The sequence below is a fragment of the Gordonia sp. SMJS1 genome (assembly GCF_029866425.1).
Classification (GTDB): Bacteria; Actinomycetota; Actinomycetes; order Mycobacteriales; family Mycobacteriaceae; genus Gordonia; species Gordonia hongkongensis.
On record NZ_CP123381.1, the window covers coordinates 2,150,661 to 2,170,726 of the forward strand.

Annotated in this window: 15 protein-coding genes, 2 tRNA genes and 3 pseudogenes; 13 read left to right on the forward strand and 7 right to left on the reverse strand. The window is 68.0% G+C overall.

What is annotated here, in order from left to right; genetic code table 11:
- Positions 1 to 131 precede the first annotated feature (131 nt).
- Entirely contained in the window at positions 132 to 1,691 is a 1,560-nt protein-coding gene (locus tag QAD21_RS09785; protein ID WP_205333127.1) for an ATP-binding protein, read from the forward strand.
- Positions 1,688 to 2,368 (forward strand): response regulator, encoded by a 681-nt coding sequence (locus QAD21_RS09790; RefSeq protein ID WP_058250040.1) that lies wholly within the window; start codon positions 1,688 to 1,690, stop codon positions 2,366 to 2,368. Before QAD21_RS09785 ends, QAD21_RS09790 begins: the two co-directional genes overlap by 4 nt.
- Positions 2,369 to 2,386: 18 nt before the next feature.
- On the opposite strand, the pseudogene pepN reads toward QAD21_RS09790, so the two are convergent.
- A pseudogene (gene pepN, locus QAD21_RS09795) lies at positions 2,387 to 4,989 on the reverse strand (aminopeptidase N).
- Positions 4,990 to 5,008: 19 nt separating this feature from the next.
- Positions 5,009 to 6,274: a TetR/AcrR family transcriptional regulator gene (locus tag QAD21_RS09800; RefSeq protein WP_083229513.1), complete on the reverse strand. Its 1,266-nt coding sequence runs from the start codon at positions 6,272 to 6,274 to the stop codon at positions 5,009 to 5,011.
- Between the two features lie 194 nt (positions 6,275 to 6,468).
- On the opposite strand from QAD21_RS09800, the gene QAD21_RS09805 reads away from it, so the two are divergent.
- Complete coding sequence (locus tag QAD21_RS09805) at positions 6,469 to 7,089, forward strand: DsbA family protein (RefSeq protein WP_058250042.1); 621 nt, start codon at positions 6,469 to 6,471, stop codon at positions 7,087 to 7,089.
- A gap of 33 nt (positions 7,090 to 7,122) precedes the next feature.
- On the opposite strand, the pseudogene QAD21_RS09810 reads toward QAD21_RS09805, so the two are convergent.
- A pseudogene (locus QAD21_RS09810) lies at positions 7,123 to 8,168 on the reverse strand (M48 family metallopeptidase).
- 22 nt (positions 8,169 to 8,190) lie between these two features.
- Here QAD21_RS09810 and QAD21_RS09815 point away from each other — a divergent pair.
- The 4 genes and pseudogenes from QAD21_RS09815 to QAD21_RS09830 form a co-directional block, all read left to right on the forward strand.
- Positions 8,191 to 8,661: pseudogene (locus QAD21_RS09815) on the forward strand (ribose-5-phosphate isomerase); the annotation flags it as partial.
- Between the two features lie 26 nt (positions 8,662 to 8,687).
- Complete coding sequence (locus QAD21_RS09820; RefSeq protein ID WP_068972584.1) at positions 8,688 to 9,491, forward strand: DNA-formamidopyrimidine glycosylase family protein; 804 nt, start codon at positions 8,688 to 8,690, stop codon at positions 9,489 to 9,491.
- 103 nt (positions 9,492 to 9,594) lie between these two features.
- A complete protein-coding gene (locus QAD21_RS09825; RefSeq protein ID WP_083229512.1) occupies positions 9,595 to 10,032 on the forward strand; it encodes a homocitrate synthase in 438 nt (145 codons plus the stop codon).
- 108 nt (positions 10,033 to 10,140) lie between these two features.
- A complete protein-coding gene (locus QAD21_RS09830) occupies positions 10,141 to 11,094 on the forward strand; it encodes a PE-PPE domain-containing protein (protein ID WP_065629012.1) in 954 nt (317 codons plus the stop codon).
- Positions 11,095 to 11,124: 30 nt separating this feature from the next.
- Here the strand turns inward: QAD21_RS09830 and QAD21_RS09835 are convergent, their stop codons facing one another.
- Both QAD21_RS09835 and QAD21_RS09840 read right to left on the reverse strand, forming a co-directional pair.
- Positions 11,125 to 11,823, reverse strand: coding sequence for a L,D-transpeptidase (locus QAD21_RS09835; protein WP_065629088.1), 699 nt, complete (start codon positions 11,821 to 11,823; stop codon positions 11,125 to 11,127).
- Between the two features lie 307 nt (positions 11,824 to 12,130).
- The gene (locus tag QAD21_RS09840; RefSeq protein WP_058250048.1) at positions 12,131 to 12,316 is read right to left on the reverse strand and encodes a hypothetical protein; all 186 of its coding nucleotides are present in this window, start codon (positions 12,314 to 12,316) and stop codon (positions 12,131 to 12,133) included.
- Positions 12,317 to 12,455: 139 nt separating this feature from the next.
- Between QAD21_RS09840 and QAD21_RS09845 the strand changes: the two genes are divergently transcribed.
- Entirely contained in the window at positions 12,456 to 12,626 is a 171-nt protein-coding gene (locus tag QAD21_RS09845) for a hypothetical protein (RefSeq protein ID WP_175401035.1), read from the forward strand.
- 57 nt (positions 12,627 to 12,683) lie between these two features.
- Here QAD21_RS09845 and QAD21_RS09850 read toward each other — a convergent pair.
- Positions 12,684 to 12,757, reverse strand: a tRNA-Gly gene (locus tag QAD21_RS09850).
- Positions 12,758 to 12,990: 233 nt separating this feature from the next.
- Here QAD21_RS09850 and QAD21_RS09855 point away from each other — a divergent pair.
- The 5 genes from QAD21_RS09855 (at position 12,991) to clpX (ending at position 17,649) form a co-directional block, all read left to right on the forward strand.
- Positions 12,991 to 13,064 (forward strand) — tRNA-Pro (locus QAD21_RS09855).
- A gap of 88 nt (positions 13,065 to 13,152) precedes the next feature.
- On the forward strand, positions 13,153 to 14,520 hold the full coding sequence (gene tig / locus QAD21_RS09860; RefSeq protein WP_068972583.1) for a trigger factor: 1,368 nt from the start codon (positions 13,153 to 13,155) through the stop codon (positions 14,518 to 14,520).
- A gap of 279 nt (positions 14,521 to 14,799) precedes the next feature.
- Positions 14,800 to 15,399: an ATP-dependent Clp protease proteolytic subunit gene (locus QAD21_RS09865; protein WP_078113597.1), complete on the forward strand. Its 600-nt coding sequence runs from the start codon at positions 14,800 to 14,802 to the stop codon at positions 15,397 to 15,399.
- Between the two features lie 64 nt (positions 15,400 to 15,463).
- Positions 15,464 to 16,159, forward strand: a complete 696-nt coding sequence (locus QAD21_RS09870) for an ATP-dependent Clp protease proteolytic subunit (protein WP_058250292.1) — start codon at positions 15,464 to 15,466, stop codon at positions 16,157 to 16,159.
- A gap of 209 nt (positions 16,160 to 16,368) precedes the next feature.
- Positions 16,369 to 17,649: an ATP-dependent Clp protease ATP-binding subunit ClpX gene (clpX, locus tag QAD21_RS09875; RefSeq protein ID WP_058250051.1), complete on the forward strand. Its 1,281-nt coding sequence runs from the start codon at positions 16,369 to 16,371 to the stop codon at positions 17,647 to 17,649.
- Positions 17,650 to 17,729: 80 nt separating this feature from the next.
- Here clpX and QAD21_RS09880 read toward each other — a convergent pair whose 3' ends face one another.
- Positions 17,730 to 20,066 carry an FdhF/YdeP family oxidoreductase gene (locus tag QAD21_RS09880; protein WP_139115599.1) on the reverse strand — a complete coding sequence of 779 codons (2,337 nt, stop codon included), beginning with the start codon at positions 20,064 to 20,066 and terminating at the stop codon, positions 17,730 to 17,732.

The window sequence follows — 20,066 nt, forward strand, 5'->3', positions numbered from 1 at the left end:
CCTCGTACACCTCGGACAACAGTGATGAGGATTGTGGCCCGATGTGGTGACGCGGGTCACGATTGTGTTCATTACGTTCATACCCAGCACGTCCGGAGTCATCACTGCGGACAGGAACGAGGTCGGCAGGGATGCGGTGGTACCCGCGCACGCTCGCCGGACAGGTCGCCGCGCTCGCATTGGCGGTCTTCGCGGTGGTCGTCGTCGCCGAGAGCGTTCTGGCGGCCGTCGACGCCCGCATCGACGCGGACCGCGCGGCGAGGGCCGAGGTGACAGCGGTGGCCGTCAGCCTGGCGGAGTCGCCGTCGACCGTCGCGGCCCTCACGTCTCCGGATCCCAGCGCGGTGCTGCAGCCGGTCACCGAGCGGGTGCGCGCGGCAACCGGGATCGCGTTCATCACCGTGCTGGCGCCCGACCGGACCCGCTACACCCACACCGACCCGGCGCGAATCGGCGAACCGTATCTGGGGAGCATCGACGCGGCACTGCGCGGGCAGACCGTGACCGAGAACTACACCGGCACGCTGGGCCCGTCGATCCGGACGATCGTTCCCGTCCGTGATGCCGACGGCCGGGTGGTGGGGATGGTCGCTGCCGGGATCACCCAGCGCTCGCTGACGTCGGCGTGGCGTGGCCAGCTGCCGCTGATCGCCCTCGCCGCGTTCGCGGCACTGCTCACCGCCGTCGGCGGCGTGTGGTGGATCCGGCGACGACTGCTGCGGCAGACCGGTGGACTCGCGCCCGACGAGTTACGGCTGATGTACGACCACCACGACGCCGTGTTGCGTTCCGTGCGCGAGGGATTGGTCGTCGTGGAGGACGGGCGACCGGCACTCGTCAACTCCGAGGCGCACCGCCTGCTCGAGATCGGACCCGACACGGCCCCCGCGGACCTGCCCGCCTTCCTCACCGACGGCGACGAGGAGACGGACGTGACCTACGCCGACCGCGGCCGGGTGCTGCTGGTGAGTCGTTCCCCGGTGGCCGGCCGACGCGCGTCGTCGGTGGTCACCATCCGTGACCGCACCGAGCTCTCGGAGGCGATGGGCGAACTCGACTCGATGACGCGGTTCGCCGAGGCCCTCCGATCGCAGGCGCACGAGGCGGCCAACCGGTTGCACACGATCGTCGCCCTCGTGGAGATGGGCCGGCCCGACGAGGCGATCCGGCTGGCGACGACCGAGTTCGAGCTCTCCCAGCACCTCATCGACCGGATGACCCAGGCGGTGGCCGAGCCCGCGCTGGTCGCCCTCCTGCTGGGGAAGACGGCGCAGGCGGCCGAACGCGGGATTGCGCTGTCCCTGACCGAGGAATCGCAGGTGAGTGACGCCGCCACCGGGCTCCTCACGCCCGGTGAGATGATCACGGTCGTGGGCAACCTGATCGACAACGCCCTGGACGCCTGCGACCCCGCGGACCCGTGGGTGGAGGTGACGGTCGTCGGGGACGACCGCGTGCTCGACATCGTCGTCGCCGACAGCGGCAGCGGCATGGATGCCGACCTGCTCGCACTGGCGACCACTCGGGGTTACTCGACGAAGCCCGGAGGTGACGCCGCCGGGCGCGGCCTCGGTCTCGCCCTCGTCGCCCAGGTCGTCGCGCGTCGGCACGGGACGATGAGCGCCGAGAACACCTACGGCTCGGTCATCTCGGTACGCGTGCGCGCCGACGCGGGGGAGCGCGGACGATGATCCGCGTCCTGATCGTCGAGGACGAACCCGTGATCGCCGAGGCGCACCGCGATTATCTCGTCCGGCTGGGCGGATTCGAGGTCGTCGGTGCCGTGTCCACCGCGCAAGAGGCGCTGCGGATGGCCACCGCCGGACCGGTGGATCTGGTGCTGCTCGATCTGGGTCTGCCCGACGCACGTGGCGTGGACCTCGCCTCGGCGCTGTCGGGTGTCCGCCCGGCGCCCGACGTCATCGCGATCACCGCCCAGCGCGACCTCGCCACCGTCCGGAGCGCGATGTCGCGCGGGGTGCTGCTCTACCTGCTGAAACCCTTCACCTTCGCCGCGTTCCGGGAGAAGATCGAGCAGTACCTGCGCTACCGCGAAGCCCTCACCGGCGACGCCGACGCGGTCAGTCAGCGCGACGTCGACCGGGCGCTCGCCGAGCTGCGCACGAGCGACACCCGTCGATCGGCGAAGAAGGGCGCGGCGCCGCAGACCGAGGACGCGGTCAGCCGGGCGGTCCGTGACAGCCCCGACGGGCTGACCGCCTCGGAAGTGGCGCGCGCCCTCGGATCGTCGCGGGTCACCGCCTGGCGCTACCTCGAGCGGCTCGCCGACGACCATGTACTCGAACGCGATACCGAGTACGGCTCGGCGGGCCGCCCGCAGGTGCGCTACCGGTGGCGACGGCGCTGAACCCGGCGTCCGCGGGGTTCAGCTCTCCTGCGCGTCGTAGGCGCGCGCCCGCAGCGAGCGGGCGACGCCGTCGCGGCCCTCGGAGATCAGCCGCTTCAGCGCAGACGGGTGGTCCCCGGACAGGAAGTCCTCGGCGAGGTCGAGGGCATGCTGCGACATCGCCCAACTCGGGTACAGGCCGATGACGACGGTCTGCGCGACCTCGCTCGACCGGCGTGCCCACACCTTCGGAACCGCCTCGAAGTACTTCTCCACGTAGGGCTCGAGGAGTTCGCCCTGGCCGGGACGGGCGAATCCGCCGATCATGGTGCGGGTGTACACATTCGACAACGAGTCGTCCTCGATGGCGCGAGTCCAGGTGTCCGCCTTGGCCTCTGCCAGCGGACGCGCCGCCCGCGCCAGCGCCGCCGAACGCGTGCCGGTGGCGGTGTTGTCCCGCTCGGCCTCGGCGTCGATGACCGGGGTCGACTCCGGATCGGTGTCGATCGCCCCGGCGGTGGCCAGCGCGGTCACCAGCTTCCACCGCAGGTCCGTGTCGACGGCGAGACCCTCGAGCCCGTGGTCGGCGGGATCCGCGCCCTCGAGCAGCGCCCGGGCCACCTCGGTGTGGTCGTCGTTGATAAGGCCGCCGAGCCAGGTGTTGACGAACGCCAGCTGATGGTCGGAACCCGGCTCGGCCGCGCGGGCGAGTTCGAGCATGCGCGAGCTGAATCCGGGACGGCCCGTGGTGGCCGCCCACTCCGGGTCGGCATAGGATTCGATGGCGGTCGTCGCCTGCAGCAGAACTCGTTGCACCACACCGATTTCCGACTCCCCAGCGATGCCCTGCCGAACGAGTTCGACGAAGTCACGGGCACGCATCTCGGCCTGACGGGTCATCTCCCACGCCGCCGACCAGACCAGGGTGCGCGGCATCGGATCGCTGATGTCGCCGATCCGGGCGGTCGCCGTCGCCAGCGACTCCGGATCGAGCCGAACCGAGGCGTAGGTGAGGTCACCGTCGTTGAGCAGCACCAGATCTCCACGATGCACACCGACGAGGTCGGCGACGTCGGTGCGCTCGCCCTCGATGTCGAGTTCCACACTGTGCGTCTGCTCGATGGCACCGGATCCGTTGTCGGCGTAGACACCGACGCGCAGTCGGTGTACCCGGGTCTCGCCGGCGCCCGGGGCGGCGCCGTCCTGGACGATGGTGAACCGCGTGAAGGCGCCGGAGTCGTCGACCTCGAAGTCGGGCCGGATGACGTTGATGCCCGTGGTGCGCAACCACTGGTCGCCCCAGTCCGACAGGTCCCGGCCCGACGACTTCTCCAATGCGCCGAGGAGATCGGCGAAGGTGGCGTTGCCGAACTGGTGCGCGGCGAAGTAGCTGCGCAACCCGGCGAGGAAGTCCTCGAGGCCCACGTAGGCGACCAGCTGTTTGAGGACCGACGCGCCCTTGGCGTAGGTGATGCCGTCGAAGTTGACCTCGACGGCCGCGATGTCGGGGATGTCGGCCGCGACCGGGTGGGTCGAGGGCAGCTGGTCCTGCCGGTAGGCCCAGGACTTCTCGACGTTGGCGAAAGTCGTCCAGGCGCTGGCGTATTCGGTCGCCTCGGCCTGGCACAGCACGGACGCGAAGGTAGCGAACGACTCGTTGAGCCACAGGTCATCCCACCACTGCATGGTGACCAGGTCGCCGAACCACATGTGGGCCATCTCGTGCAGGACGGTCTCGGCGCGGCGCTCGTAGAGGTATTTGGTCACGCGGGACCGGAAGACGTAGTCCTCGAGGAACGTCACGGCGCCGGCGTTCTCCATCGCGCCGGCGTTGAACTCGGGGACGAACAGCTGGTCGTATTTGCCGAAGGCGTACGGGATCCCGAAGTTCTGGTGGTAGAAGCCGAAGCCCTGTTTGGTCTCGGTGAACAGGCGCTCGGCGTCCATGTGCTCGGCGAGCGATGCGCGGCAGTAGATGCCGAGCGGGATGTCGCCGTGCTCGTCGGAGTAGACGTCGGTCCACTCCGCATACGGCCCCGCGATGAGTGCGACGAGGTAGGTGCTCATCGGTACTGTTTCCCGGAATCGGTGCACCACAGCGGATGTGGAGCCGTCCGGTTCGCCAGGAGCCTCCGCGTGCGCGGCGTTGGAGATGACCTTCCAGTCCGCGGGAGCGGTGACGGTCACCGTGTAGGTCGCCTTGAGATCGGGCTGATCGAAGCAGGCGAACATCCGCTTGGCGTCGGCCGTCTCGAACTGTGAGTACAGGTACACCGAGTCGTCGGACTGGTCGACGAACCGGTGCAATCCTTCGCCGGTGTTGGAGTACGCGCAGTCGGCGACCACGGTGAGCGTGTTCTCGGCGGCGAGGCCCGACAGCGGGATACCCACTGATTCGTCGAAACCGGAGACGTCGAGGTCGGCTCCGTTGAGGGTGGCCGAGATCAGCGTGGGTGCCACGAGATCGACGAACGTCTCGCTGCCCTCCGTCGCGGTGAACCGCACCGTCGTCGTCGAGCGGAAGGTCTCGGTCCCGGGCGCCCGGAACCGTCGGTGAGGTCGAGGTCGATCTGGTAGTTCGACACGTCGAGAATCGCTGCGCGGTCGCGGGCCTGGTCTCTGGTGAGGTTCGGAGCAGTCACGCAGGCCAGCTTATCCAGGTCAGGACTCCGGCGGTGCTCCACGCAGTCCGGCGGGGTTCAGGATCGCCCGTGCGATCGTCTCGAGTTCAGCGGTGACCCCGGGCCGGGACCGCAGCTGCGGCGACTCGATGATCTCGCACGTGTAGCCGAACAACGCCTGGGCGAGCGCATTCGCGTCGGCCGCGGTCAGCAGTGGGTTACGGGACCGGATCGCGTCGATCCATTCGGCCCGGTAATCCGTCTGCGCGTTCCGGAGCTGCGTCTGCTCGGTGTCCGGCAGATACATGAGGTCACTGGTGAAGACGGGCATGATGCGGCCGTGGACGTCGAGTGCGTACTCGACGAATACGCGGATGAGCACGTCGAGGGGGTCGTCGGAACCGGCGCGGCTCAACGCATGGGCGGTGACGTAGAGGATTCCCTGCACGCCGCGCCACAGAACGGCCAGCAGGAGATCGGATTTGCCCGACACCTCCTGATAAAGCGTCGCGATCGAGACGTCGGCCGTGCGGGCGATCTCGTCGATCCGGACGTCGGGGAACCCCCGCTCGGAGAACAACTGGGTGGCGGCGTCGAGAATGCGCTCGCGACGGGAGGCGGGGCGACGGTGCGCGGGTGCGCGCTCGGCATCGGGGTCCGGCTCCGGTGGCCCCGGCAGCCGGCACGCGAGGATGGAGTCCGCCACGGCGCGCTGGACCTCCATGAGGCGGGCGGGCGACAAGGAGCCCCGCATCCCGGAGGTGTTGGAGTACACGCTGAGTGCAGCGGCACCCAGCATCGCCGCGTCCGACGGCGCGACGTCGGGACGCGCCGCTGCGACCAGTGCGGCGAAGTGCTCACTCAACTGGGCGAAGTATCCGCGCATGACGTCGAGTTCGGCCGGCTGCAGATGCCGTTGCTCGCGACGCCACAGCGTCGACACGTCCCGATGGGCGGTGAGGTCACCGAGCCCGTCGAGCAGAAGTGCGAGCTGCTCGACCGGCGAGCGGCCGTGCTCCTCGGCGTCGGCCATGAGTGTCGCGACGAGCTCCACCTGCGTCGTCAGCGCTTGCGAGAGGATGTCGTGTTTGCCGGGGAAATGTCGGTACACCGCCGGCCCGGTGAGACCGACCGCGGCGCCGATCTGCTCGATGCTGACGTTTCGGAATCCCGCGTCCTGGAACAGTCTTGTGGCGGCCCGGACGATCTGTGCCGAGCGCTGTCCGAGAGATCGGGGTTCGAGCGGCCGGAGACGCGCGACCACCCGGGCGGGTTCGTCCGGATCGGACGGTGGCGACGACGGCATCCCGGGTCCTCTTCCTCGGCGGTTCTTGCACCATCTCACACCGTGCCCGGACCGGGCCCCGCGAATCCACAGCGCCGGCGACTGCTCCGCGCATCGGGAACAGTTCGAACCGCCGGGGTGTTGAGCCGTCCGACGGCGCCACCGGCCGATCGTCGGCGGCACGTGTTCAATGTCGACTCTCGAGAGGATGTTCCATGTCAGAGCAGGCCCAGCCCACCGATCGCGTCGATTTCTGGTTCGACCCGCTCTGCCCGTGGTGCTGGATCACCTCACGCTGGATCCTCGAGGCCGAGAAGGTCCGGCCGATCGAGGTCAATTTCCACATCATGAGCCTCGCCGTCCTCAACGAGGGCAAGGACATCCCCGAGGAGTACCGCGAGGGCCTCAAGCACGCCTGGCGTCCGGTCCGGGTCATCGCCGCCGCCGCCGCGCAGAAGGGCGACGAGATCCTGGCGCCGCTGTACACGGCGATGGGGACCCGCATCCACAACCAGGGCATCAAGGATCTCGACGAGGTCATCGCGGGCGCGCTCGAGGAGGTCGGCCTCGACGCCTCGCTCGCCGAGGCCGCCGACGGCACCGAGTTCGACGAGGTCATCCGCGAGAGCCACCACGCCGGGATGGACAAGGTGGGCGACGATGTCGGGACGCCCACCATCCACGTCAACGACGTCGCCTTCTTCGGCCCCGTGTTGTCGCGGATCCCGCGTGGTGAGGACGCCGGGACGGTGTGGGACGGTGCGCGCGCACTCGCGTCCTACCCCCACTTCTTCGAGCTCAAGCGCACCCGCAACGAGGATCCGCAGTTCGACTGATCGGGTTCGGTTGCGCGCTTGCGGTTCCGTACGTCAGAAGCGTGGTGGCGGTTCGATGCCGTTGGGCAGTCCGTCGGGCCCGAGGGTCGCCGGATGGGGAGGCGGCGGCACCGCCACCACGTTTCCGCTCCCGACGCCCCGGACGATCTGGCTGGGACGCAGCAGCATCGCCCCCGCGCGGGTCCGGTCGCGAAGTGCGGCTGCCCGCCAGGTCAGCACCGGATGCGACGACATCGCGTTGGTCAGGAAGGTGAAGAACCCGCGCTCGTGGGTCGCCCGGTCGGCGAACTGGTCGAAGTCCACCGCCGAGAGCATGTACTTGCCGGCGGCCAGGACCCCCATCGCCCCGGGCGCCCACCGGGTCTGGCGTAGTACCCGTAGTTGTCCGCGCTGTACTCCTGCGCGCGGGACAGGGCGGCGCCGAGCACGGGGATGTTCATGCCGACGATCGTCGAGAGCTGTCGCCAGTACGAGGTGTGCCCGGCGGCGATGTGCCCGACCTCGTGGCCGATGATGAACTCGAGCGCCTGCGGGTCCCGGGCGGCGCCGCCCACCTCGAACAGGTCGGAGTACACGACGACGAATCGCCGGAACCCGTGCCCGGAGGCGAATGCGTTGATCGCGCCGTTGCCGAGGACGACGTAGGCATCCGGCACGTACTCCAGTCCGAAGCGGGCTGCGGCTTCGACGACCATCCGGTGTCCGTCGGGGAACTGGGTCGGCGTCATCTGTACGCCGTTGACCCGCGGTGATGCATAGGTCAGGCCGCGGATCACGAACAGCAGGAGCGGAAACAGCAACGCGCCCAACAGGAGTTGGTCGAGGGTGCCCAGCGCGACGAGGACGATGATCGCCGCGTACCCGACCACCGTCGCGAGGATCACCAGCACGAGGGTGGGGATCTCCCAGGGGTGCAGCCGCGGCCGCGCGGCGTAGTGCGCCGGGCGCAGCCACCGTCGACCGGGGTCGGCGGGCGCGGGTGGCGGCGGGTCGGCGACGCCGGGCACGTTGGGGATCGGTGCCCCGGAGGCGGGTGTGCCGGCGGCCGGCTCGCGGGGGACGGGCAGGGGCGTGTCCACGCCCTCAATCTATAGTGACGCCATGCGTGTCTACCTCGGTGCCGACCATGCCGGATTCGAACTCAAGAACCAGATCGCAGACCATCTCGAGGCCACCGGCCACGAGGTCGTGGACTGCGGTGCCCACGAGATGGACCCCGCCGACGACTACCCGGCGTTCTGCATCGCCGCCGCGGCCAAGACCGTCGCCGACCCGGGCAGCCTGGGAATCGTGCTCGGCGGCAGCGGCAACGGCGAACAGATCGCCGCGAACAAGGTCCCCGGCGCGCGCTGCGCACTCGCCTGGAGCGTCGAGACCGCCCAGCTCGCCCGGCAGCACAACAACGCACAGCTCATCGGCATCGGCGGCCGGATGCACAGCACTGCCGAGGCGCTGGCCATCGTGGACGCGTTCCTGGCCACCCCGTGGTCGGAAGAGGCGCGGCACCAGCGGCGCATCGACATCCTCGCGGAGTACGAGCGCACCGGCGAGGCTCCCGAGGTGCCGGGGGCCCGGCCCAGTAGGTCTCGGCCGAGTTCGTGCCCGAGGGCCACACTCTCCATCGACTGGCCCGCCGGCAGCAGCGACTGTTCGGCGGGCAGCGGGTTCGCGTCAGCAGCCCGCAGGGTCGGTTCGCCGACGGTGCGGCGATGGTGGACGGACTCACCTTCCACGCGGCCGAGGCCTGGGGCAAGCATCTCGTCCATCGTTACCGGGACGGGCGTGCCGAACGAATGGTGCACATCCACCTCGGGCTGTACGGCTCGTTCACCGAACTCGCGGTGCCCGTGCCGGAACCGGTCGGGCAGGTTCGACTCCGCATCGAGACCGAGACCGCCGGAACGGACCTTCGCGGTCCGACGGCGTGTGAGATCTACCACCCCGCCGATCTCGAGGCGTTGGTCGCCCGACTCGGTCCGGATCCGCTGCGACGCGACGCCGATCCCGACCGGGCATGGTCGGCGATCTCGCGGTCCGCGCGGCCCGTCGGCGCCCTGCTGATGGACCAGAAGGTCATCGCCGGGATCGGCAACGTGTATCGCGCCGAGATCCTCTTCCGCGCCGGCATCGATCCGATGAGGCCCGGAAAGCGTGTTCTCCGAGACGAATTCGACGCTCTGTGGTCCGACCTGGTGACTCTCATGAAGATCGGCGTGCGTCGTGGACGCATTCACGTGATCCGGCCCGAAGACGATTCCGGGGCGCCGTCCTACGCCCCGAACCGTCCGCGGACCTACGTGTACCGGCGGGCGGGCGAGCCATGCCGGATCTGCGGGACACCCGTCCTGATCGCCGATCTGGAGGCCCGAAAACTGTATTGGTGCCCCGTCTGCCAGACCTGACAGGTTACTGCCCGGTCGGTGTGGATAGCCGAACCTTAGTAGCATGTGCGGAGCCGTGAGGTTCTTACTCATGCGAACGGTCGGGGAGACAAGAGGGGGCAGTGTGACAATCAGCGAAAGCATCCGGTCTCATGCCGGACTGATCTCGCGGGGCGAGGTGTCCCCACTCCGAGGCGTACCTTTCCACGGCGCGGCCGACGCGCCGATCACCCGTCGTGTGCTGGCCGGTGGGGACCTTTTCCCGGAGGCGGAGAAGCGCGTCGTGGCACATGAGATGCGGGCCGTCTCGGCGGCTTCACGTGACTACTGCGAGCCGCACGTACACGACTGCCCGGAGATCAACATCCTGCTGTCGCTCGACCGTCTGGTCTACGAGATCACGCTCGGGGACGAGGTCTATGAGGTCGAGGCGCCCGCGAGCATCTACATACCGGCCGGCCTGGTGCACAGCGCCAACGTGATCGAGGGCAGCGGTTTCTTCGTGGCGATCATCGAGACCGCCGACTACGTCGCCAAACCGCCACCGGCGCAAGCATCCTGATCGGTCACGGCTGCGAGGTGCGGGCCGCGGCGCCATGACACGGTCGAGGTGGGAATCTCAGGGAGCCCTCAGCGCTCCTGCGGGCGGTTCATACGTCCGGGACCCACCATGGGTGAGGTGCAGCATGTCAGAACCCGGCCCCGGCCCGGCAGGACGCCGACGATCACCGTCTTCGTGGTCGGCGGGACGGGGGAGTCGTACCCCGGTGACCCACGGGCCGAGGTGTCCGGGCTCCTCACCGGAGTGGCCGACGAACTCGATGACCGCTTCGACTGTCGGTGGATCGGATACCCCGCGAGCTATGGTCCCGCCCCGCGTCCGGGCGGGATGAGTTTCGTCGAGAGCGTCGGGATCGGTGCGGGCCGACTGCGGGCGGCCATCCGCGCCACGGCAGGACCGGTCGCGCTGGTGGGTTACTCGCAGGGGGCCGTGGTCATCCGATCCGCGGTCGCCGATCTGGCGACCGGGGACGCCGAGACTGCATCCGACCTGGACCGGGTACTCGGTGTCGGGCTGGTCGCCGACCCGCACCAGCCGCCGGGCGTGGTGCCCGGTTGCGACGGGTGGGGAGTCGCCGGCCCGGGAGCGGATCTGCCGACCGGGCTGCCCGTGTACTGGGTGGGCGCGTCCCAGGACGTGATCTGCAACGCCGACGCGGACTCGCTTGTCCGCGACGTCGCCGACCTCACCGGCTCTATGACGCTGGCCGGGCTCGGCCGATGGGGGAGGAGTGCGTGGGATGTGTTGCGCGCCAACGACTTGCAGAACGCACGGCGGACGTCGGTCCGGCCGGCGCAGTGGCGGCGCGACCCCGGGCGGATGCTGGCGGCGTGGCGTGAGGTCAGGTGCTACCTCCCGTCGCGCATCCGGGTGGGTGGTGTGTGGCTGACCAACGCCGTGGGTGGCCGGCACACGTCGTATCGGAGCGACCCCTATCGGCGGACCTCGGTCACCGATCCGGCGTCCACCGGTTGTCAGGTCATCGCCCAGTGGCTTCAGGTCCAGGCGACGTTCGCCGACCAGGCCGCCACCTGGTCACACGACAGAGGGCCGGTCACCTGACGGTGACCGGCCCTCGTAGTCTGCTCGAGACTAGGTGTTCTGATACTTCCCACCGATGGTGTTGCGCACCACGATCGGGGTGTTGCGGGGAACGTTGTCGTAGACCCACTTGGCGTGATCGTTGGTGACGTTGATGCAGCCGTGGCTCACGTTGCTGCGACCCTGCTGATTGACCGACCAGGGGGCGCCGTGGATGAAGATGCCGTCCCACGACATCCGGGTCGCGTACTCGACGTAGGTGCGGTAGCCCTCGGCGGAGTCGACCGGGACGCCGTACGTGGACGAGTCCATGTACATGTCGCGGTACTTCTCCTTGGTGTAGTACACGCCGTTCGAGGTGGGGTTCTTGTCCGAACCCATCGAGATCGGCATCGTCCGGACGACCTTGCCGTTGTGCCACCAGGTGATGGTGTGGGTGTTGTCGTCGGCCAGGGCGATGTAACCGGTCTCGGTCTTGACGTTCGGGATGACCGGCCCGGCCGGCTTCTCCTCGGTCGTCGACGGCGGCGGCTGCGGAGCTTCGGGGGTGGTCGGCGCCGGCGGGGTCGGCAGACCGGGGACCGCGGGGATCTCGACCGGCGGCAGGCCGGGGATCACGGTGACCGGGACGGCGTTGGCGACGCCGGGAAGTGCGAGGGTCATGGCCAGGACGCCGAAGACGACAGCCGCGAGTCGTCGAGCCGAACGGCGGCGCGAGGCGCGCGGGGTCGGCAGGTGAGAGTTCAACACAGGTCGTACCTTCGGTTCGATGGTTCGTTCGCGCATCGGCCTGAGCGCGGAACCATCGTTACACAACCGTTGCCTTGGGTCCAAGGAGCGGGTCACGCCGAATGACGCCGCCATCGCGAACCCTCAGTACGACGGGGCAAAACCCGAGGTAGCGCCGTTGTCGACACCGCGTGTGACGGTCGTCACATTCGAGGTCGCGCATACGCAGCGGGTTCCGGCGTGGACTCATTGTGGCCGCTGGACCCTCGTATGCAACAGGATCGTTTGTCCCACTGGGGACTGCTCGTTCGGGGCGCCGTGTTCCCGCTCAGGCGGGTTGTGGATGTTCGGTGCGAAGGTGTTGCGCAGGTTGCGAACACGCCTCGTCCCGGCAGACGAGCATCACGTCGACGCGACCGATGCCGGCCTCGGACTCGGTCACGTCTCGGCGGACGTACAGGGGTGCGCCGCAGGATCCGCACCGGCGTTGGGTTTTCGTGTGGCTGGAGGACATGGGTCAACGGTACGCCAGGTGTGGCGTGGATCACAGGACGAGTCCGGACCGGCGGGATGTGGTCCGGTTGGGTGACTTGGGCGGGGATCTGTGACATCGCCGACCCGAATCGCATGTGGTTCGCAGACAGCGGAGGAACGTGAGGGAAACGCCAGGCCAGTTCGCGCCCTGCCCACCACCGATCGTCTCGACCGGCCCCGGCGATTCGTCGGCACCCGGGCACCCGGAGGAGGAGGCGACTCCCGAGATCGTCTACGAGTACGCGCCCCTGCCGTTGCCGTGGAACAAGCCGCCGGAGCCGCCCAACTAGGCGCACGGAGTAGCCCGGACCGACGAAAAAGGCTCGGAGATAGTGTCTCCGAGCCGGTGGAGCGGGTGACGGGAATCGAACCCGCGTAGCTAGTTTGGAAGACTAGGGCTCTACCATTGAGCTACACCCGCGTTGCTCGCGGTGACCGTCGAGATCCCGGCGTCGCGTGCGATGAGTGACTGTACCGGCAGCGGCGCCGGAACCGAAATCGGGGTGGATGCGACGAGGTGGCATCCGACGGACGACCATCGGTTCCGGCGTCGCCGCGGCACCCGTGCGCGGGCCCGGCCGCGGTGGCACGTACTATCTCTTGTTGGCCCTGATGCGCGGTCGCCCTCCGGGGTTCCCTCGCGTGTTCGGACCCCGGGATGTGGCGCAGCTTGGTAGCGCATCCGCTTTGGGAGCGGAGGGTCGCAGGTTCAAATCCTGTCATCCCGACTTGATCGATGTGGCCCGACCGGTCACCCGGTGCACGGCCCGCGAACGACCGAACTTCCACCACCGTAGATATAAGGAGTATTCAGGCGTGAAGAGCACTGTCGAGCAACTCACCCCGACCCGGGTCAAGCTCAACGTCGAGGTCCCGTTCGAGGAGCTGTCGGCAGACTTCGACCGGGCCTACCGGTCGTTGGCCCAGCAGATCCGGATCCCCGGATTCCGTCCGGGCAAGGCGCCCGCGAAGCTGATCGAGGCCCGTGTCGGCCGCGATTCGATTCTCGCGCAGGTCGTGAACGACGCCATCCCGGCCAAGTACTCCGAGGCCGTCGCCGAGACCGAGACCAAGGCCATCGGCCAGCCCGAGATCGACCTGTCCGAGCTGAAGTACGGCGAGTCGGTCACCTTCACGGCCGAGGTCGACGTCCGTCCCGAGATCACCCTGCCCGACTACTCGACCCTGTCGGTCGAGGTCGACGCGATCGAGGTCGACGAGGCGGCGGTCGACGAGCAGCTCGAAGGCCTGCGCGCCCGCTTCGGCACCCTCAAGGGCGTCGAGCGCGGCGTGGAGAACGGCGACTTCGTGTCGATCGACCTGGCCGCGACCGTCGACGGCGAGGCCGTCGAGGAGGCCACCACGGAGGGGCTGTCCCATGAGGTCGGCTCCGGCCAGCTCATCGACGGACTCGACGAGGCGCTCATCGGCCTGAAGGCCGGCGAGGACAAAGAGTTCACGACCAAGCTCGTCGCCGGCGATCACGCGGGCGAGGAGGCCCTCGTGAAGGTGACCGTGCAGTCGGTCAAGGAGCGCGAGCTGCCCGAGGTCGACGATGAGTTCGCCCAGATGGCCAGCGAGTTCGACACCGTCGAGGAGCTGCGCGCCAGCCTCGCCGAGCGGGTCGAGCAGTCCGCGAAGCTGGAGCAGGCCAACAAGATCCGCGACGCGGTGCTCGACAAGCTCCTCGAGACCGTCGAGATCCCGCTGCCGGAGAAGGTCGTCGACGAAGAGGTCGAGGGTCAGCAGCACCAGGTCATCCACGCGCTCGGACACGACGACGAGCAGGTCGCCAAATTCCTCGAGGCGCAGGGTAAGACCCGCGAGGAGTGGGATGCCGAGTCCCGTGCTGAGGCGGAGAAGTCGGTCAAGCAGCAGCTGCTGCTCGACGCGATCGCCGATCAGCAGGACACCGAGGTCAGCCAGGACGAGCTGACCCAGCAGATCATCTTCACCGCCCAGCGCTACGGCATGCAGCCGCAGGAGTTCATCCAGCAGCTGACGCAGGCCAACCAGGTCGGTGCGGTCTACGCCGACGTCCGGCGCGGCAAGTCGCTGGCGAGCATCGTCGGCGACGTGACCGTCACCGACACCAAGGGCGCCACCGTCGACACCGCCGAGTACTTCGGCGGCAATGACGACGCCGACGAGTCCGCTGCGGACGAGTCCGACTCCGACAACTGATCGGGCTCCCGCGGTCCAGCACAGCCCGCACGTTTCCTCCGCGATCGCCGGTCCTCGAAGTACGAGGGCCGGCGATCGCCGTCGGTCCACCATCACGCACGGGCCGTTCACGGTGCCGAAGGCCGTTCTGCTCTCAGCGAAGAGGCGTGTCCTCGGGAGTGTCCGCGGGTGTCGATTGGTTAGTGTCGGTGAGGACGTCATCAGAGAAGCATTCGATGTGCGTGCGCGTCACCCGCGGGTGACGCGCAGGTCATGACAACAAGGCAAAGGTAGGAACCCGTGAGTGAGCCGACCATCCACACACCCACGATGAGTTCGGGTGTGGCTGGGTTGAACCTGACCGATTCGGTGTTCGAGCGTCTGCTGCGCGAGCGCATCATCTTCCTGGGCACCCAGGTCGACGACGACATCGCGAACCGGCTGTGCGCGCAGATCCTGCTGCTCTCGGCCGAGGACCCGCAGAAGGACATCCACCTCTACATCAATTCGCCCGGTGGGTCGGTGACCGCCGGAATGGCGATCTTCGACACCATGCAGCTCGCGGAATGCGACGTCGCGACGTACGCGATGGGTATGGCGGCGTCGATGGGGCAGTTCCTCCTCGCCGCCGGCGCCAAGGGCAAGCGACATGCACTGCCGCACGCGCGCATCATGATGCATCAGCCGTCCGCCGGCATCGGTGGTACCGCGGCCGACATCGCCATCCAGGCAGAGCAATTCGCGCTCACCAAGAAGGAGATGAACCGGCTCAACGCCGAGTTCAGCGGTCAGCCGCTCGAGAAGATCGAGGCCGACGCCGACCGCGACAAGTGGTTCACCGCGGAAGAGGCCAAGGAGTACGGCTTCGTCGACAAGGTGATCGCGCGCCCGGGTCGGTGAGACCCCGGTCCGACGACCGCTCCCGTACCCACCGCCGAGCCACCTCTACCCAATGGAGCAACAGATGACCAACTCCCTTTCCTTCGACGGCATGCCCGCCGAGGTCGCCGCCGGCATCCCCGCGTCGGCCCTCGCGCTGAAGAACATCGAAGCGCGGTACATCCTGCCGTCGTTCATCGAGCACACCCCGAACGGCCAGCGACAGTACGACCCGTACGCGAAGCTGTTCGAAGAGCGGATCGTGTTCGTCGGCACGCCGATCGACCAGGTCGTGTCCAACGACGTCATGGCGCAGCTGCTCGTCCTCGAATCGCAGGACCCCGACCGCGACATCACCATGTACATCAACTCGCCCGGTGGCAGCGTGCCCGACATGCTCGCCATCTACGACACGATGCAGTACGTGCACTGCGACATCGTGACCGTCTGCCTCGGTGAGGCGGCCTCGGCGGCGGCGATCCTCCTCGCCGGCGGAACCCCGGGCAAGCGTGCGGCGTTGCCGAACGCTACGGTCCTGATCCACCAGCCGCGCACCGGTGGCGCCTACCAGGGTCAGGTCTCCGACCTCGAGATCCAGGCCGCCGAGATCGAGCGCATCCGCGACCGCCTCGACGAGATCCTGGCCAGCCACACCGGTCAGGACAAGGAGAAGATCCGCAAGGACACCGACCGCGACAACATCCTGACCGCGGCCGCGGCCAAGGAGTACGGCATCGTCGACGAGGTCTTCGAGTACCGCAAGAAGTCGATGAAGAAGTAGTCCTGGCCAAGAAGTAGTTGTGGCAGTGCAGAAGTCCCGGTGATTTTCTGCCGCGACATTTGGCCTTATCGGTCGAAGTTCGAGCGACACGCGGGTACCGTCGGGTTACTGGGCATTCGAGTGTCGATCAAATGACCCATGCCCGGCTGCGTGCGACGCGACGGACCAGACACGACAGTCCGGCAACGAGGAAGTAGGTACAGCGCGAGATGGCACGAATCGGAGACGGCGGCGACCTGCTCAAGTGCTCTTTTTGCGGCAAGAGCCAGAAGCAGGTGAAGAAGCTCATCGCCGGCCCCGGCGTGTACATCTGCGATGAGTGCATCGACCTGTGCAACGAGATCATCGAAGAGGAACTGGCCGAGAACGGCGACGTCAAGCTCGACGAGTTGCCGAAGCCGACGGAGATCCGTGACTTCCTCGAGAAGTACGTCATCGGCCAGGACACGGCGAAGCGGACGCTCGCGGTCGCGGTCTACAACCACTACAAGCGCATCCAGGCGGGCGAGAAGAAGGACGCCCGGACGGGTGAGACCGTCGAGCTGATGAAGTCGAACATCCTCATGCTCGGCCCCACCGGATGCGGCAAGACGTACCTGGCGCAGACCCTGGCGAAGATGCTCAACGTGCCGTTCGCGATCGCCGACGCAACCGCGCTGACCGAGGCCGGATATGTTGGCGAGGACGTCGAGAACATCCTGCTCAAGCTGATCCAGGCCGCCGACTACGACGTCAAGCGTGCCGAGACCGGGATCATCTACATCGACGAGGTCGACAAGATCGCCCGCAAGAGCGAGAACCCGTCGATCACGCGCGATGTGTCCGGTGAGGGAGTCCAGCAGGCGCTGCTGAAGATCCTCGAGGGCACGCAGGCGTCGGTGCCGCCGCAGGGTGGACGCAAGCATCCGCATCAGGAGTTCATCCAGATCGACACGACGAACGTGCTGTTCATCGTGGCCGGCGCGTTCGCCGGTCTGGAGAAGATCGTGTCCGAGCGGATCGGCAAGCGCGGTCTCGGCTTCGGCAACGAAGTGGCGAGCAAGGACGAGGTGGACACCTCGGATCAGTTCGCCGACGTCATGCCGGAGGACCTGATCAAGTTCGGCCTGATCCCGGAGTTCATCGGCCGTCTGCCGGTCGTCGCCTCGGTGACGAACCTGGACAAGGACTCGCTGGTGAGCATCCTCTCGGAGCCGAAGAACGCGCTGGTGAAGCAGTACACCCGGCTGTTCGACATGGACAATGTCGAGTTGGAGTTCACCAAGGACGCCCTCGAGGCGGTCGCCGATCAGGCCATCCACCGCGGCACCGGTGCCCGCGGCCTGCGGGCCATCATGGAAGAGGTCCTGCTGCCGGTGATGTACGACATCCCGAGCCGTGACGACGTCGAGAAGGTCGTCGTGACCGGGGAGACAGTCCGCGACAACGTCCTCCCGACGATCGTGCCCCGCAAGGCTTCCAGCGACGAACGTCGCGACAAGAGCGCCTGACCCGCAGCTCACCACTCACCCGACGACAGCAGCGAGCCCCGCCCGGACGACCGGACGGGGCTCGCTGCTGTCGTCTCCGGCTAGGCGGATTCGGCCGGTTCGATGCGGATCACCACCGCCTTGGAGACCGGTGTGTTCGACTCCTTTGCCACCGATCCGAGCGGGACCAGCGGGTTGGTCTCGGGGTAGTACGCGGCCGCGTTGCCGCGCGGTGTGTCATACGGGACCACCTCGAAGCCGCGGACCCGTCGTTCCTCGACTCCGGCCTCGCCGTCGAACTCCGAGACGATGTCGACGAGTTGCCCGGCGCGCAGGCCGAGGGACGCGATGTCGTCGGGATTGACCATCACGATGTGGCGGTTGCCGGAGATGCCCCGGTAACGGTCGTCGTGGCCGTAGATGGTGGTGTTGTACTGGTCATGGCTGCGGAGTGTCTGCAGGACGAGGCGGTCGGCCGGGACGTCCACCCATTCGAGGGGATGGACTGCGAAGTTGGCCTTGCCGTTGGGCGTGTCGAACGACCGGGTGTCGCGCGGCGGGTGCGGCAGCACGAAACCGTCACTGCGGCGGACGCGGATGTTGAAGTCGTGGAAGCCGGGGACGACCCGCTCGATCCGGTCGCGGATGCGGTCGTAGTCGCGTTTCAGTTCCTGCCACGGAACCGGGTGAGCGGTACCGAGAACCCGGGTCGCCAGGTCGCAGATGATCGCGACCTCACTGCGCAGGTGCGCCGACACCGGCGGCAGCGACCCACGGGACAGGTGGACCGCCGACATCGAGTCCTCGACCGAGACACGTTGTGCCACACCGTCGATGATGTCCCGGTCGGTGCGCCCGAGGGTGGGCAGGATGAGTGCGCGACGGCCGGTGACGAGGTGGGATTCGTTGAGCTTGGTGGACACGTGCACGGTGAGTGCGCAGCGCCGCAGGGCGTCGGCGGTGACGTCGGTGTCGGGTGAGGCGGACACGAAATTGCCGCCCATCCCGACGAAGACGCGGACCTTCCCGGCGGCCATCGCAGTGATGGCGGCGACGGTGTCGTACCCGTGCTCGCGTGGGGACGTGATGCCGAACTCGGCGTCCTGAGCAGCGAGGAAGGACTCTGGCATCCTCTCGAAGATCCCCATGGTGCGGTCGCCCTGCACGTTCGAATGACCGCGCACGGGGCAGAGGCCGGCGCCGACGCGGCCGATCATGCCGCGCAGGAGCAGCAGGTTCGTGCCTTCGGCGATCGTCGCGACGCCGTGGCGGTGCTGGGTCAAGCCCATCGCCCAGCACAGCACGATGCGGCGCGAAGTGGCGACCGTCCGTGCGAGCTCGTCGATCTGGGTGCGGGTCACGCCGGTGACCTCGACGACCCGGTCGAGGTCGACGTCGTCGAGCAGGTCGAGGTACTCCTCGACCCCGGCGCACGACTCGTCGAGGAACTGGTGATCGAAAACCGTTCCGGGGGCGGCTCGTTCGGCGTCACGGAGCAGACGTGCGACGCCGCGGAACAGAGCCATGTCGGACCCGAGCCGGACCTGGAGGAAGTCGTCGGCCAGCTTGGTACCCGCGCCGATGACCCCGCCGACCTTCTGTGGATCCTTGAAACGCATCAGGCCTGCTTCGGGCAGCGGGTTGATCGCCACGATCCGGGCCCCGTTGTGCTTCGCCTTCTCCAGGGTGGCGAGCATTCTCGGGTGATTGGTGCCGGGATTCTGGCCGGCGATGAGGATGAGATCGGCCGCCTCGAGATCGGGGACGGTGACCGAACCCTTGCCGATGCCGATCGACGCGCCGAGAGCGGCGCCGGAGGACTCGTGGCACATGTTCGAGCAGTCGGGGAGGTTGTTCGTACCCAGGCTCCGGGCGAAGAGCTGGTACAGGAAAGCGGCTTCGTTGCTGGTGCGACCCGACGTGTAGAACACGGCCTCGTCAGGCGAGTCCATCGCGGCGAACTCGTCGGCGATGACGGCGTTGGCCTCGTCCCAGTTCAGCGGGCGGTAGTGGGTGTCGCCCGGACCGAGGTACATCGGGTGCGCCAGGCGTCCCTGCTGCGAGAGCCAGTAGCCGCTGCGTGTCCGGAGGTCGTCGACGCTGTGGGCGGCGAAGAACTCGGGGGCGACGGCTCGACGTGTGGCCTCCTCGGCGACCGCCTTGGCGCCGTTCTCGCAGAACTCGGCATGCTTGCGGTGGCCCGGCGTCTCCGGCCAGGCGCATCCGGGACAATCGAACCCATCACGTTGATTGAGCTTGATCAAGGTCTGTGCTGTCCGGAGCGCGCCCATCTGCTCGACTCCGCGCTTGAGGGCGACTGCGACGGCCGGGACTCCGGCGGCGTAGGTCTTCGGGTGTGTGCGCCGGACCTCGCGCGGCTCGTCGGCGGGGTGCGTCGCCGCAGTCTCGGTGTTGCGAGTGTTGCTCATGATGTCCAT